This is a genomic window from Mesorhizobium sp. C399B, assembly GCF_030323185.1.
Lineage (GTDB): Bacteria > Pseudomonadota > Alphaproteobacteria > Rhizobiales > Rhizobiaceae > Mesorhizobium.
Genome location: NZ_CP100472.1, coordinates 4,918,387 through 4,933,129, shown reverse-complemented (window position 1 = coordinate 4,933,129; position 14,743 = coordinate 4,918,387). Strand labels below are relative to the sequence as shown.

Genomic DNA, 14,743 nt, shown 5'->3' with positions numbered 1-14,743 from the left:
CTCCCATTTTGCTTCGTTGGTGGTTCAGTCGGCCACGCCGCAATAGCGGGCCATGAAGGCGGCGAAGCCGACTATGCCGGCGAAATATTCCTCGACATCCACGTGCTCCTCGAATGTGTGGCAATTCCTGATGTCGCCGGGCGCGCAATAGACGGCAGGAATACCGAGCTGATTGATGATGAAGGGGGACTCCGACCAGAACGGTGCGCCCTCGATGACGCCGCGTCCGCTCATTGCGCCGGCCATCGCGTCGGACAGCATGGCGACTTCCGCCCGCGTTTCGCCGATCTCGGCAGCGGTGCCGCCCAGCCTGTGGTCGCGGCCGGCGGGGTAGGCGAACTCTACCGAAATATCCGGATCGGTGATCGCGCCGCGCACGGCAGCCTCGATCTCGGCGGCGGCGGTGTCGAGGTCTTCGCCAGGCAACAGCTTACGGATCAGCGAGAGCGTGCAGCGCTCGGGAACGGCAATGTAGCCGCCGCCGGCAAGCCCGGTGATAAGCAGGAAGCCGCGCCCGACCAGTTTGTGCTCGGCGCGCGCGGCGACCTCATCCGAATGCTTCCAAAGCGCCGTCATCGCGGCATGGCTTGCACGGAGCGCATCCTTGCCGAGTTCTGGCACACCGAAATAGGCGGATTTGCCGGTAATCGAGATATCGGTGATGAAGAAGCCGATCTGCGCCGCATAAACGGCCAGGCGGGTCGGCTCGACATAGACGCTGAAATCGGGTGCTGTGACCTCGCCGGTCTCGATGCGTCCGACGAAGTGCTTGATCCCGGCGGAAATGCCGGTGCCGGGCTGGCCGCTCTCCTCGTCGCCGATGAAAGCGAAGGCGACGTCGCCCTTGAGGCGAACGCCTGCCTTGTCGAGTAGCGCGAGTGCCGCCAGCGAAGCAGTGATGCCGGCCTTGAGGTCGCCTGAGCCGCGGCCCCAGACAGCACCATCAATGATCGGGGCGGCGAACGGATCCTCACGCTCGGTGCCTGCCCAATGCTCGCGCCAGCCGTCGACATGGACGGTGTCGGTATGGCCCATGAACAGCAGGCGCTTTCCCTGGTCGGCCCCCTTGCGCTCGCCCCAGATGTTGGGCCGCCCGGGAAGAAATTCCGTCCTGGTCAGGCCGCTGAGGTCAAGGTCGCGCATCCTGGCTTCTAGGAAGTCGACGAAGTTGGCTTCGTTGCCGGTGATGCTCTCTCGGCCGATGGCGCGGCGAAACAGCGTTAGTGCGTCGTCACGGTCGAGCGCTGCCTGCAGGCGGGCGGTAATATCGTGAGTCATATCGCGGCCTCCTTCAGGGCGGCGGCCTGGGCAGGCGGCAGCGAAATCCGGCCATCAGGCGCGTCGACGCCGAACAGCGTGTTGTGCAACTGGCCAAGGCCGATTGCCGCCGCGCCAATGAGGGCTGCGCGTGCGCCGAGTTCGCTCGCCTCGACCCTGACCGGATAGGGGAAGCATAGCGGCAGAAGCGCCTGCACCCTGGACAGGATTTCGGGCCGCAACCCAATCGAGCCGCCGAGGATAAACTTTTCTGGATTGGCGATTGCCGCGATTGCCGCAACGCCTTGCGCCAGATGGCGGGCAGTTTCGTCGAGCACGGTGAGCGCGTCCTTGTCGCCAAGCGCGGCATTCTCGAATATTGCCGGCACCGAGACCTGCCTGCCGGTGAGAGCGTGGTAGCGATCGGTCATGGCGTGGGTGGCCACCGCGCGTTCGAATGCGCCGGTGCGCAGTGATTCCTCGGTGAAGGGATCGGCCCCGATCGGCATGAAACCGATCTCGCCGGCGGCGTGCCCAGCACCCCGCACCAGATGGCCGCCCAGCATCAGCCCGCTGCCGATGCCGGTGCCGAGCGCGATGTAGGCGAGATTGTCGATGCCCTGGCCTTGGCCGAGCCAGTTCTCGCCAAGCACCGCGAGATTGACGTCGTTCTCGATCATCACCGCGACGCCGAGCGCTTCTTCGAAGGCATCCAGCACATTCATTGTGTCGAAGCCGGCAATGTTCGGCGCCATTAGAATGCGGCCGGTGGCCGGGTCAGGAGCGCCAGGCGCGCCGATGACGGCCAGGCGTATCTTCTTGCGCGCGACGTGCTGTCTGGCCGCGGCATCGAAGGCCAGCGCTGCAATCTGATCGACGACGAACTGGCCGCCGCGCGGATCGGTCGGTGTGGCGGCTTCGGCAAAGATCTGGCAGGCAAGGTCGGTCAGCGCGACCCGCACCTTGGTACCGCCAAGGTCGACGGCGATGATATAGGCTGCGTCGTGGACCAGTTCGTAGGTGACGGCGGTGCGCCCGACATGGCCGCTGGTGCGGCCGGTTTCCTGGACCCAGCCCTCCTGCTCGAGCCCGCGCATGATTTCGGAGATGGTCTGCTTCGACAGGCCCGTCAGCTTGGCGATCGAGGCGCGCGAGATCGGCCCGCCCTGGACGATCGCTTCCATCACGGAGCGTTGTGAGAACTGACGGGATATGCGCGGCAGGTCAGTCACATCGAACCCCGGTTAATTCGTTCTGTGACCGAACTTATTATTCAGAACTGGACCTGTCAATGTATGTTCGCGAGCGGCGGTTTTTGCGTACGCGAACATTGATCCGGAGGCAGGATTCAGGCGCGTTGCTGCCGTTCGGCAGAAGATAAATGCGGTCAGGGAGTGGCTGGATCAGCTTCTTGAGTCAATTGGGCGAACAGCTTCGTAGCGCATTGACAAATAATGATCATGCTAGTCTCTGAGGGGCACTGTTTTCTACAGGAGATCAATACAGCGGATGGTTCGCCGGTCCACACCTCTCGTATTCTCTCGTATGGGTCTGTCGAACCAAAGGACGATGAACGAGACTAACTATTGGCTTCGAGAATATCGGTGATGTACCGCGGGTCTGCCTCCCAGTGAATGGCTCAAATGGGGCCGGCAGCGGAACATCCGCTTACGGTTTGCAAACGTGGATAACTGCCATACCGCCTTAACTCGCAAAGACCCGTTTGACGCCAACTGGGCTGGCCCGAAGCCGACCTCTCCGTCCAGCATAGTCCGATCATATTCGGCGCAAGCTGCTCGCTTGAACCGTGGGATAGAATTCCGCCAATCTCGACCCGCCTATGCCTGGGGTGGCCCTGCTCACGATCACGAGCGTAGCGCCATCTTCCGAATGGCCGGGTAGGGCTGGAGAAATCGCCGCCGAACCTTCTCGACCAGCCATTCTCCGGCTTTGGCAAAAAGCCGGTTCGAAGGCTTTCCCGCCATGTGGCGTTGCCTTTCGCAAAGACCGGTCAACCGACTTTGAATAGCACTTGCAGGCACGTGGTTGCCAGGCGCCCACCGAACTTGACAAGCAGTCTTGCAGGAACTGCGTCGAGCACTGAACGTTTGACCCAAGCGCGGGCATCTCCGCCTTGGCTAAGGACCATCAATGTTCACGTTCATGTTTGCCACCGGCATCGAGAACAGCACCCCCACCATTCGACAAGGCCGGGAGCGCGTCGACGAAATGGAAAAATGCCGCTTCTACGAACGATGGCGCACCGACTTCGAACTGGTCCAGGATCTCGGGGTGCATTTCCTCCGCTACGGACCTCCCATCCACAAAACGTGGCTGGGTGATGGACGTTATGATTGGGCATTCGCCGATGAGACCTTCGCGGACCTGAAGGAGAAAGACATTCTTCCGATCGTCGACCTTTGCCATTTTGGCGTGCCGGACTGGGTTGGCAACTTCCAGAACCCGGACTTTCCGACACTATTCGAGCACTACGCCAGGGATTTCGCGATGCGCTATCCGTGGATCCAGCTCTTCACCCCAATAAATGAGATGTTCATCTGCGCCACCTTTTCGGCTCGCTGGGGATGGTGGAACGAACAACTGAGCAGCGACACTGCTTTCGTCACCGCCCTCAAGCACATCGTGAAGGCGAACGTGCTTGCCATGCGGGCGATCCTCGAGGTGCGGCCGGACGCCATCTTCATACAGAGCGAATCCTCGGAATACTTCCACGCCGATTCTCCCGAGGCGGTCGGCAGAGCGGAACGGTTCAACAGCGAGCGTTTCCTGTCGCTTGATCTCAACTACGGTCATGACGTCGACGCGCACACCTATCGCTATCTTCTCGAAAACGGGATGACGGCCGAAGAATACAGTTTCTTCCTGGAGAGCCATCTGCGCAGGCATTGCGTGATGGGCACCGACTATTATCAGACCAACGAACATAGGGTTTGGGCAGACGGAACGACGTCCGGGTCCGGCGAGGTGTTTGGCTATGACGAGATCACGCGGCAGTACTTCAACCGCTACCGGCTTCCCGTAATGCATACGGAGACCAACATCAGCGAAGGCCCCAATGGAGACGAAGCCGTCTATTGGCTGTGGAAAAAGTGGGCCAACGTGCTGCGGATTCGCAACGATGGCATCCCCATCGTAGGCTTCACCTGGTACTCGCTGACGGATCAGGTGGACTGGGACAGTGCGCTTCGGGAGAACAACGGACGGATCAATCCGCTCGGCCTCTATGACCTCGACCGAAATCCGAGGGCGGTGGGGCGCGCTTTCAAGGCGCTGATCGCGAACTGGAACAAGCTGTTGGCCACACAAAGTGTCTGCCTTGCTTTGCCGGTCTTTCTTCCCTCACAGCAAGACGATGCCATTGTTCGCGCGCAACAGGATTATGCGCGCAGCCTGCTGAGCGTGGATCGGGTCGCTGAAGGCTGGACTGAACCACTTGCTGCTCCCCAGAAAGAGGTCGAACCCGATGCGCCTGGATAACAAGGCTGCATTGTAACCGGTGCTGCAAGCGGCATTGGACTGGCCATCGCCATGCGGTTGGGCACCGAAGGTGCACGGGTGAGCCGACGTGGGTGGAGGCAAGGTCGAGAAGGCGCGCATCGGTTCGACAAGGGGCGCTCCGGGGAGGCCGCTATCACGGTGCTGTCGACTTGCGCTCACGCGTTCGGCAGGTTGGTAATAATCGTCAACAACGCGCCGGCCTGATAATCTTTAACCCATTGAGGCATTCACTAGAGCGGGCTGGCTGAAGGTGCTGAGCGTCGACCTGCTGGGAGCAATTTATTTCGCCGGAAAGGCATTCGCTCATATGACATCTGGCGGCGTCATCGTAAAACATATTGAGTGTGCGCGGTCGAGACGAGCTCCGCATGTCGAGCTATACGCTGCGGCAAAGGCCACCCTCCTGTCTCTAACCGAGACCCGACGCAGTTCGCACCTTGGCCGACTGGGCATGAATCCGGACGATTACCGAACCAAATGGAACCTGCCTCGCAATTACCCGATTGTGGCACCCAACTATTCGGGAAGCGTTCCGCATATCGCCTCTAACACCCAGTAGCGGACAGCTCTCGCCTGAGGCGTCAGTCGTCGTTGAAGCGCTCCGGCATCGCATTCGAGGCCAAGGCTGGTGCACAAGGATCATGACATCGAATTCCACTCTTTACAGGAACAAGTGCCTTTCCTCGGGATTAGGATTCGACGCCGCAACGGCGTCGAACCCCAAAGGAGACTCACATGAAACGTAAGATTTTGACAGCTACAGCGATCTCTCTCTGTCTCGCCACCGCGGCCTTGGCGCAGTCGTCGGGAACATCCAGCGGCACGAACGGAACGTCCGGCTCATCGGCCGGGTCCAGTATGAGCTCTACGTCCGGCTCCGGCCAAAGCGGTATCCCGAGCGGCTGGGACAGCAAGCTCTCCGGCTCATTCTTCAGCGACGCCAATTCGGGAAGACTTCTGTCGCAGGATGAGATCCGCAAGAACTGGTCGTCCCTGAGCTCTGAACAGCAGGCACAGGTTCGCTCCGACTGCTCGAGGATGACGGCCAGTAACGGCACTGGCTCTGGCACAATGACCGGCACGTCAGGTAGCTCGGCTTCGACCGGCAGTGATACAACGGCGAGTATCGGCACCGGCTCTGGCACAGCCACCGGCACTTCAGGCAGCTCTGGTTCGACCGGCAGTAACACCACGGCCAGCAACAGCACTGGTTCGGGTACAACCACCGGCACGTCGGGATCCTCGAATACAGCTGGCGATACGACCGCCAGCACCAGCACGGGTTCGGGCGCGAACTCGGCTGCTCAAATGGCTTCGATGCAGCAGCTCTGCACTCAGGTTCAAGGGATGTGAGTGAATGCGGCGCTCCGGGCCGGCTTGGCCGGAATAAGAAGAGGCCTTGAAGGCCCGGGCATCGCTTTGGTTTGGTAGCCATTTCGGCGCTGAAGTCGGCCGGAGACCGGGGTCACAACTCGGCGCTTGTCGCGCTGCTTTTCTATCGCCGGCGACCGTCCCTCGCCAATAGCGCGCTTCGCGTCGAGACACTTCTCCCGGCTGAGGCAAGCGAGATTCCGTCCCGTCCATACCTGCCAAGATAGACCGTCTCGCGGCCTCCGTTGAGCCTGTAATCCAGCCGAAAGGAGATCGCACCACTGGGCATCGCGCGGACATACATGCCGTCACGGTCTGCAATCTTATAGATTTCTCTTTTGGTTTCAGTGCCTTAAGGGCGGCATCCGTCAGCATACCCATTGCCTTCTGAAAAGTACCGTCAGTACAATTTCGAGGCTGCGTGGCAGGAAATTCCTTTTTTCTTCGATGCCTTAGGCAGAAAAAAGTACCGTCACGAGCCTCGTTGGCTCCTACGGTACTTGGAAAAACTCGGGTGGGCAATGTGCGGAAGGGTCCGTCAACCGGTCCGTCAAAGTTAATCTTTGCGTACCGATTGTCGCTGATTGTCCGTGAAGGATTTATTTTTGTTTTCAGTAGGTTACATCGCAGATCGGCATATTTCGGCGGCGTTTGAGTGGGCCTGAATCACTCCCACTCGATGGTGCCTGGCGGCTTTGACGTCACGTCGTAGACGACGCGGTTGATGCCGCGGACTTCGTTGATGATGCGGGTGGCCGCCGCGCCGAGGAAAGCCATGTCGTAGTGGTAGAAGTCGGCGGTCATGCCGTCGACGGACGTCACGGCGCGCAGGGCGCAGACGAATTCGTAGGTGCGGCCGTCGCCCATCACACCGACGGTCTGCACCGGAAGCAGCACGGCGAAAGCCTGCCAGATGGCGTCGTAGAGGCCGGCCTTGCGGATCTCGTCGAGATAGATGGCGTCGGCCTCGCGCAGGATTTCGAGCTTTTCGCGGGTGATACCGCCGGGGCAGCGGATGGCAAGGCCTGGTCCGGGGAACGGATGGCGGCCAATAAAACTTTCGGGCAGGCCGAGTTCCTTGCCCAGTGCCCTCACCTCGTCCTTGAACAGTTCGCGCAGCGGCTCGACCAGCTGCATGTTCATGCGCGCCGGCAGGCCGCCGACATTGTGGTGCGACTTGATGGTCACCGACGGGCCGCCGGTGAAGGAGACGCTCTCGATGACGTCGGGATAGAGCGTGCCTTGCGCCAGGAAATCGGCGCCGCCGAGTTTCTTGGCCTCTTCCTCGAACACTTCGATGAACAGCCGGCCGATGGTCTTGCGCTTCTTCTCGGGGTCGGACTCGCCTTCCAGCGCCGAGATGAATTTTTCCGACGCGTCGACCAGGATCAGCGGCAGATTGTAGTGCTGGCGGAACATCGCCACGACGCCGGCCGCCTCGTCCTTGCGCATAAGGCCATGGTCGACAAGAATGCAGGTCAGCTGGTCGCCTACCGCTTCGTGGATCAGCAAGGCAGCGACCGATGAATCCACGCCGCCCGACAGCGCGCAGATCACCTTGCCCTTGCCGACCTGTTTGCGAATGGTCTCGACCGCGTGCTCACGATAGGCGCGCATCGTCCAGTCGCCTTCGATGCCGGCGATGTTGTGCACGAAGTTTCTCAGCAGCCTGGCGCCATCCGGCGTATGCACCACTTCGGGGTGGAACATGATGCCGTACATCTTGCGCGCGACATTGCCGAAGATGGCGAAGGGCGAGCCTTCCGACTTGCCGAAGACTTCGAACCCCTTGGGCAGCGAGATGACGCGGTCGCCATGGCTCATCCACACCTGGTGGCGCTGGCCTGGCGCCCACAGGCCCTCGAACAGCGGGCTGTCCTTCTCGATCTCGACGAAGGCACGGCCGAATTCGCGATGGTTCGAGCTTTCGGCTACGCCGCCCATCTGCACGCACATGGCCATCTGGCCGTAGCAGATACCGAGCACCGGCACGCCGGCATCGAAGACGATCTGCGGCGCGCGCGGGCTGCCGATGTCCGATGTCGAGGAGGGACCGCCCGACAGGATAACGGCTTTTGGATTGATGCGCTTGAAGGCAGCTTCGGCCGATTGGAACGGCACGATCTCGGAAAACACACCGGCCTCGCGGATGCGGCGGGCGATGAGCTGCGTGAACTGGCTGCCGAAATCGATGATGAGAACGGTGTCCGCCAGGACGGTGTCGGAATGATTGGCTGTCGTCATGGCGAGCCTTTAGAGAAAGAAACGAGTCGGCGCAATGGGTTGCGTAACCCGACTTTCAGAGCGGTGCAGGCTCGCCCGCAGGGGGCTCCTTGCGCAGCGTGCCCGACCCGATGGCCTGTTCGAGGCGCATGACTGCATCCGCCAGCTTCTCATCGATGACATGCAGGTATTCGGTCCAGTCGCCGACATGCCGCAGATCGGCAGCGCCGTCGGAAATGCCGCGCAGGCCGATCAGCGGGATATCGAACAGCTGGCAGGCGCGCAGGCAGGCGAAGGTTTCCATGTCGACCATATCGGCGGCGATGGCGTCGTAGGCGGCGCCAGTAATGATGGCGCCGCCGGTCGACAGCGTGGCTTGCCTGATGTCAGGAATCCTGAACGGCAGCGGCACGATCACCGGCAGGTCGAGAAACGGCGTCACGCCCTTCTCGAAGCCCAAGGGCGAGGCGTCGATGTCGCGATAGCTGACCGAGACCGCCTGGTAGATTTCCGTCTGCTCAAGCGTGCGGCTGCCGGCGGAGCCGAGCGAGACGACGATATCGGGCAGCGCTTTTTCCGGCTTCAGCCGAGACAATTCGGCGCCAAGCCGCACGCCTGCCTCGACCGGGCCGACACCCGTCATCAGCGGGGTGAACAGCTTTTGCAGATGCGGACCGTATTCGGCCTTGGCCGCCATGACGAAAAGGACATCCTTGCCGCCAATTCGCGTAACGCTGGCCATCATCCCGCTATCCCGTCACGGCCAACCACCGTCATCATCGTGCCGGTCATGGTCGCGATCAGCTTGGCCTCGCCATCGGCGGCAAAGGCGTACGCTTGGCCATCGGCGACAATGATGGTGCGGCCGGGTTTGGTCACCGAGCCGCGGAACAGGAAGCGTTCGCCCCGGCCGGGCGCCAGGAGGTTGACCTTGAATTCGATGGTCAGCACGCCGGAATTTTCCGGCATCAGCGAGAACGCGGCATAGCCGCAGGCCGAGTCCAGCGCCGTCGAAATCACCCCGGCATGCAGGAAACCGTGCTGCTGGGTCAGTGCCTGGGAATAGGGCATTTCGATCTCGATGATGCCCGGCGTCACAAGGGTCAGCTCGGCGCCAATGGTCGCCATCGCCTGCTGGCGGGCGAACGACGCCCTGACGCGGTCCTCATAATCGGGTGCGGGTACGATCTTTGCTGCCATGGCCATCGCCCTGATTTATCTGCAAAGCTTATCGCAGACGCCTGAACGCCACGCAAATGCTTTTGCTGCACTGCAGCAAAGCACTCAGTTCAACAGGAGCAGCGACGCGTTGAGCAAGGTGGCGAAGGCCACCCATAGGGCATAGGGCGCAAACAGCCATCCGCAAACCCGGTCGCGGTTCCACACCGTGGCTATGAACAGCGCAATGCTGGCGAGAAGAGCCAGGATCACGACCAGTGCCGGCCCCACCAGTTTGGCGCCGAAGAAAGTCGGCGACCACGCGAAGTTCAGAACAAGCTGGAGGGCCCAGATCTTCATCGCGGCGCCTGCTCGTTCCCGCTCCCATGTCCGCCAGCCGGCTACGGCGATCAGGACATAAAGGAGCGTCCAGGCCGGCGCGAAGACCCAGTTGGGCGGGTTGAAGGGCGGCTTGGCGAGCGAGGCATACCATTCACCCGGCAACGTCGCATAGCCGATCAACAGGCCGCTGCCGAGCACCAGAATGAGGAAAAGCAGAGGCGACACATATCTTTGCAAGAATTCTACCCCGTCTGGCGGCCGACGCCGCGCATCTGCAACTGGCGCTATGTCAGCCTGTAAATCGCAGCGTCAATTCGCCCCACGCAGCGCACAGAAATAGAACCCGTCGGTGCCGCTGAGCGCCGGCGACAGCGAGATATCGCTTGTCTTGCCGATCCGGGCGGCCGCTGCGTGACCGGGGAAGCTGACATCCCAGAGCGCGCGATGATCGACCGGGACAAAGCCCTTGTGCCGCTCGCGGAAGGCAGCGATCTGCTCGCCATTCTCCTCGTCGAACACCGAACAGGTGATGTAGACCAGCAGGCCGCCCGGTTTGACATAGGCCTTGGCCGCGTCGAGGATCGCCGACTGCTCGCCCTTGCGGGCATCGAGCTGTCTTTGCGTCAGCCGCCATTTGGCGTCGGGACGGCGCCGCCAAGTGCCGCTGCCGGTGCAGGGCGCATCGACCAGCACAATGTCCATGTGGCCTGCGAGGGGGCTGAGTTCAGCCGGCTTGGTGACGACCTGCACGTTGCGGTTTTCCGAACGGCGGATGCGGTCGAAGATCGGCGCCAGTCGCGCCTTTTCGGTATCATGGGCGAAGACCTGGCCTTTGTTGGCCATCGCCGCAGACAGCGCCAGCGTCTTGCCGCCGGCGCCGGCGCAGAAGTCGAGCACCTGCATGCCGGCCTGCGCGCCGGCAAGGGCGGCAACGATCTGCGAACCCTCGTCCTGGACCTCGAACCAGCCTTTCTGGAAGGCCGGCTCGGCCTGTACGTTGGGGTGCCGGCCGTCGCCGTCGATGGGCGGGATGCGAATGCCTTGCGGCGCGATAGCGGCTGCCTTGGCGCCGGTTTCGGCGAGTTCCGCCAGCACTTTGGCGCGGTCGGACTGCAGCGTATTGACCCTGATGTCGAGCGGCGGGCGGGTCGCCAAAGCCGCCCCTTCCGCAACCCAGTCTGCGCCAAAGGATCGTTCGAAGAGCGGCGCGCACCAGTCGGGTATGTCCGCCCGCACCGCCTCCGGCGCGTCTTCAGGCCGGCGCTCGGCCAGCGCCTGCAACTCGGCGGCGCTGAGCAGCGGCGGCGCGAACTTGTCACCCTGGAGCGCATCGTTAAGCGATTGCGGCGTCTGGCCCCATTCGATGAGCAGCGCGCCGAAGCCGATGGCGCGGGGCGTGTCTTCACCCAAAAGCCAGCCGGCGGAACGTTTGTGGCGCAGCGCGTCGTAGACGATGTTGCCGATCGCCGCGCGGTCGCCGCCGCCGGCAAAGCGATGCGACAGGCCCCAATCTTTCAGCGCATCGGCCACCGGCCGGTGGCGCCGGCCAATGTCGTCCAGCACTTCAATGGCTGCCGCCAGCCGTCCGCCCAGTCGCATTCGTCATTCCACCTATCGAGCACAGTATCCTTCGGCCTGCTCTTAGAGCGTTTCGCGTCGAGATTGAACCCCGCTTGAATTTCGCGGCGACGAGGCCTTCCGCTCGCGGCCGACGATTTTCCCCGCCGGCAAATGTCCGCCCGCCGGCGATAACAAATCTCAAATATATGCAAGATCTCTAATGTTGGTAACTGGCCGCCGTAAGCACGATCTGTGGCGCAATTGCTCTGCTTTCCAAGCTTTTGCGTTGGGAATACTCTTTGCGCCATGATTCGCGGCGCGGAAAAGCGGACCGACGGATCGATACGAGGAGAGGGCAATGAAAACGTATCTTGCGGAAGTTCTAGGGACATTTCTATTGGTGTTTATCGGCACGGCGTCGGTGGCGACGGGTGGCTTTCTCGCCGACTTGCCGCTGGGCCAGGAAGCCATCGGCCTGGCGTTCGGCATCGGCCTGATTGCGGCGGCTTACGCGGTGGGTCCCATCTCAGGCGCACATCTCAACCCGGCCGTCACGCTCGGCGTCTTCCTTGCCGGCCGGCTGCCGGCCAAGGATGTGATTCCTTACTGGATCGCGCAGATCATCGGCGCCATTCTGGCCTCGCTGGCGCTGTGGATCATCGTCTCCGGCCAGACCGGCGGGCACACCACCGGTTTCGGCGCCAATGGCTGGGACGTGGCGAAATGGGGGACGAGTTCGGCCTTCCTGTGGGAGCTGATCGGCACCTTCACCTTCGTCACCGTCATCCTCGGCGTCACCGCCGAGAAGCACTCGACGGCGTTCGCCGGCCTGGTCATCGGCCTGACGCTGGCCGGACTGCACTTCGCAATGATCCCGGTGACCGGCACCTCGCTCAATCCGGCGCGTTCGATCGGCCCGGCGCTGTTTACCGGCGGCGCAGCCCTCAGCCAGCTCTGGCTGTTCATCGTTGCGCCGCTGATCGGCGGCGCAATCGCTGGCGTCGTCGCCAAGGCACGCATCTTCGAAAAGGACTGATTTCGAAGCCTGCGAAAACGAAGGGCGCGGGCCTCGGCCCGCGCCCTTCGTTTGGGAGGTTGTATCAGGGAGCGATGTCGAAACGGTCGGCGTTCATCACCTTGGTCCACGCCTTGACGAAATCGCCAACGAATTTCTGCCCGGCATCCGCCGACCCGTAGACCTCGGCCAGCGCGCGCAGCTGCGCATGCGAGCCGAAGATCAGGTCGGCGCGTGTGGCGGTCCACCTGACTGCCCTGGTCTTGCGGTCGCGTGCTTCATAGACCTCATGCGAGCCCGGCTCGGAGGCCGGATCCCAGATGGTGCTCATCGAGAGCAGGTTGACGAAGAAGTCGTTCGTCAGCGTGCCCGGCCTGTCGGTCAACACACCATGCTTCGAGCCGCCGGTGTTGGCGCCGAGCACGCGCAGGCCACCAACCAGCACCGTCATCTCCGGCGCCGTCAGGTTGAGCAGTTGCGCCCGGTCGACCAGCATGGCTTCGACCGACATCGGCGGTTTGCCCCTGACATAGTTGCGGAAGCCGTCAATTTTCGGCTCGAGCGCCGCAAAGGAATGGACGTCGGTCTGCGCCTGCGAGGCGTCGGTGCGGCCGGGCGTGAAGGGAACCTTCACCGCATTGCCGCCATCCTGCGCCGCTTTCTCGACCGCGGCGACGCCGCCGAGCACGATGAGGTCGGCCAGCGAGACCTTCTTGCCGCCTGCGTTGAACTCGTTCTGGATGGCTTCGAGCTTCGCCAGCACGGTGGCCAGTTCGACAGGCTGGTTGACCTCCCAGTCCTTCTGCGGCGCCAGACGAATGCGCGCGCCATTGGCGCCGCCGCGCTTGTCGGAGTTGCGGAAGGTCGAGGCCGAGGCCCAGGCGGTCGAGACCAATTGCGAAACGCCGAGGCCCGAAGCCAGGATCTTGGCCTTCAGCAATGCGATGTCCTGGTCGCTGACCAGCTCATGGTCGACGGCCGGAACCGGATCCTGCCAGATCAGCTCTTCCTTCGGCACCAACGGGCCGAGATACCGCACGACCGGCCCCATGTCGCGATGGGTGAGCTTGTACCAGGCACGGGCGAAGGCATCGGCGAACTGCTCCGGATGCTCATGGAAGCGGCGCGAGATCTTCTCATAGGCCGGGTCGGCCCGCAGCGCGAGGTCGGTGGTCAGCATTGCCGGCGCATGACGCTTCGAGGGATTGTGCGCGTCCGGCACCGTAACCGCGCCAGAGCCGCCCTTCGGCGTCCACTGATGGGCCCCGGCCGGGCTCTTGGTCAGCTCCCATTCGAAGTTGAAGAGATTGTCGAAGAAGTTGTTGCTCCACTTGGTCGGCGTCGTCGTCCAGGTAACTTCGAGGCCGGACGTGATCGCATCGCCGGCAATGCCGGTGGCATGCTTGCTCGACCAGCCGAGGCCCTGCGCCTCGATGCCCGCGCCTTCCGGCTCGGCGCCGACCAGTGTTGCATCACCGGCGCCATGGGTCTTGCCGAAGGTGTGGCCGCCGGCGATCAGCGCCACGGTTTCCTCATCGTTCATTGCCATGCGTCCGAAGGTCTCGCGGATGTCGCGGGCCGAGGCCAGCGGATCCGGCTTGCCGTTCGGCCCTTCCGGGTTGACGTAGATCAGGCCCATCTGCACCGCGCCGAGATGGCCGTGCAACTCACGGTCGCCGGAATAGCGCTTGTCGTCGAGCCACTTGGTTTCCGAACCCCAGTCGACATCCTGCTCGGGCTCCCAGACATCGGCGCGGCCACCGGCGAAGCCAAAGGTCTTGAAGCCCATCGATTCCAGCGCGACGTTGCCGGTGAGAATCAACAGGTCGGCCCAGGAGATCTTGCGGCCGTATTTCTGCTTGACCGGCCACAAAAGCCGGCGCGCCTTGTCGAGATTGGCGTTGTCCGGCCAGCTGTTCAGCGGCGCGAAACGCTGCTGGCCCGCACCGGCGCCACCCCGGCCGTCGCCGATGCGATAGGTGCCGGCGCTGTGCCAGGCCATGCGGATGAACAGCGGCCCGTAATGGCCGAAATCGGCCGGCCACCAATCCTGCGAATCCGTCATCACCTTGTGCAAATCCTCGATCACCGCGTCGAGGTCGAGCGTCTTGAACTCCGCGGCGTAGTCGAAAGCTTCGCCCATCGGGTCCGAAAGGCTCGACTGCTGGTGGAGAACGCCGATGTCGAGCTGGTTCGGCCACCAGTCGCGGTTGGTCCTGGCGGAGGTTCCATGCGCGACCGGGCATTTGCCGGCGCTGTTGTCGTCGGTCATCGCGTCCATCCTGGCCTCCGAATTGC

12 protein-coding genes and 1 pseudogene are annotated in these 14,743 nt (G+C 62.5%); 3 read left to right on the top strand and 10 right to left on the bottom strand.

The window, feature by feature from the left end:
• Positions 1-24 precede the first annotated feature (24 nt).
• Entirely contained in the window at positions 25-1,278 is a 1,254-nt protein-coding gene (locus NLY36_RS23415) for a M20 family metallopeptidase (protein ID WP_023667730.1), read from the bottom strand.
• Positions 1,275-2,489, bottom strand: coding sequence for an ROK family transcriptional regulator (locus NLY36_RS23410; RefSeq protein WP_023681814.1), 1,215 nt, complete (start codon positions 2,487-2,489; stop codon positions 1,275-1,277). Before NLY36_RS23410 ends, NLY36_RS23415 begins: the two co-directional genes overlap by 4 nt.
• A gap of 919 nt (positions 2,490-3,408) precedes the next feature.
• On the opposite strand from NLY36_RS23410, the gene NLY36_RS23405 reads away from it, so the two are divergent.
• The gene (locus NLY36_RS23405; protein ID WP_023695123.1) at positions 3,409-4,755 is read left to right on the top strand and encodes a family 1 glycosylhydrolase; all 1,347 of its coding nucleotides are present in this window, start codon (positions 3,409-3,411) and stop codon (positions 4,753-4,755) included.
• Between the two features lie 271 nt (positions 4,756-5,026).
• Positions 5,027-5,335: a MucR family transcriptional regulator gene (locus NLY36_RS31690; RefSeq protein ID WP_156933196.1), complete on the top strand. Its 309-nt coding sequence runs from the start codon at positions 5,027-5,029 to the stop codon at positions 5,333-5,335.
• A 172-nt stretch (positions 5,336-5,507) separates the two neighbouring features.
• Here NLY36_RS31690 and NLY36_RS23395 read toward each other — a convergent pair whose 3' ends face one another.
• The 7 genes and pseudogenes from NLY36_RS23395 to NLY36_RS23365 all read right to left on the bottom strand — a co-directional run bounded on the left by NLY36_RS23395 (position 5,508) and on the right by NLY36_RS23365 (position 11,469).
• Positions 5,508-6,056: a hypothetical protein gene (locus NLY36_RS23395; RefSeq protein WP_023667727.1), complete on the bottom strand. Its 549-nt coding sequence runs from the start codon at positions 6,054-6,056 to the stop codon at positions 5,508-5,510.
• 189 nt (positions 6,057-6,245) lie between these two features.
• Positions 6,246-6,522: pseudogene (locus NLY36_RS23390) on the bottom strand (Arm DNA-binding domain-containing protein); the annotation flags it as partial.
• A 291-nt stretch (positions 6,523-6,813) separates the two neighbouring features.
• Positions 6,814-8,391 (bottom strand): glutamine-hydrolyzing GMP synthase, encoded by a 1,578-nt coding sequence (gene guaA, locus NLY36_RS23385; protein WP_023695122.1) that lies wholly within the window; start codon positions 8,389-8,391, stop codon positions 6,814-6,816.
• 55 nt (positions 8,392-8,446) lie between these two features.
• Complete coding sequence (locus NLY36_RS23380) at positions 8,447-9,115, bottom strand: 5'-methylthioadenosine/S-adenosylhomocysteine nucleosidase (protein ID WP_023695121.1); 669 nt, start codon at positions 9,113-9,115, stop codon at positions 8,447-8,449.
• Positions 9,112-9,570, bottom strand: coding sequence for a PaaI family thioesterase (locus NLY36_RS23375; RefSeq protein WP_023701303.1), 459 nt, complete (start codon positions 9,568-9,570; stop codon positions 9,112-9,114). The genes NLY36_RS23380 and NLY36_RS23375 overlap by 4 nt, the downstream gene beginning before the upstream one ends.
• 84 nt (positions 9,571-9,654) lie before the next feature.
• A complete protein-coding gene (locus NLY36_RS23370; protein WP_023695120.1) occupies positions 9,655-10,095 on the bottom strand; it encodes a TspO/MBR family protein in 441 nt (146 codons plus the stop codon).
• A gap of 84 nt (positions 10,096-10,179) precedes the next feature.
• Positions 10,180-11,469: an RsmB/NOP family class I SAM-dependent RNA methyltransferase gene (locus NLY36_RS23365; RefSeq protein ID WP_023735720.1), complete on the bottom strand. Its 1,290-nt coding sequence runs from the start codon at positions 11,467-11,469 to the stop codon at positions 10,180-10,182.
• 319 nt (positions 11,470-11,788) lie between these two features.
• On the opposite strand from NLY36_RS23365, the gene NLY36_RS23360 reads away from it, so the two are divergent.
• Entirely contained in the window at positions 11,789-12,466 is a 678-nt protein-coding gene (locus tag NLY36_RS23360) for an MIP family channel protein (RefSeq protein WP_023681822.1), read from the top strand.
• Positions 12,467-12,530: 64 nt separating this feature from the next.
• Here NLY36_RS23360 and katG read toward each other — a convergent pair whose 3' ends face one another.
• A complete protein-coding gene (gene katG / locus NLY36_RS23355; protein ID WP_023695117.1) occupies positions 12,531-14,726 on the bottom strand; it encodes a catalase/peroxidase HPI in 2,196 nt (731 codons plus the stop codon).
• Positions 14,727-14,743: the final 17 nt, after the last annotated feature.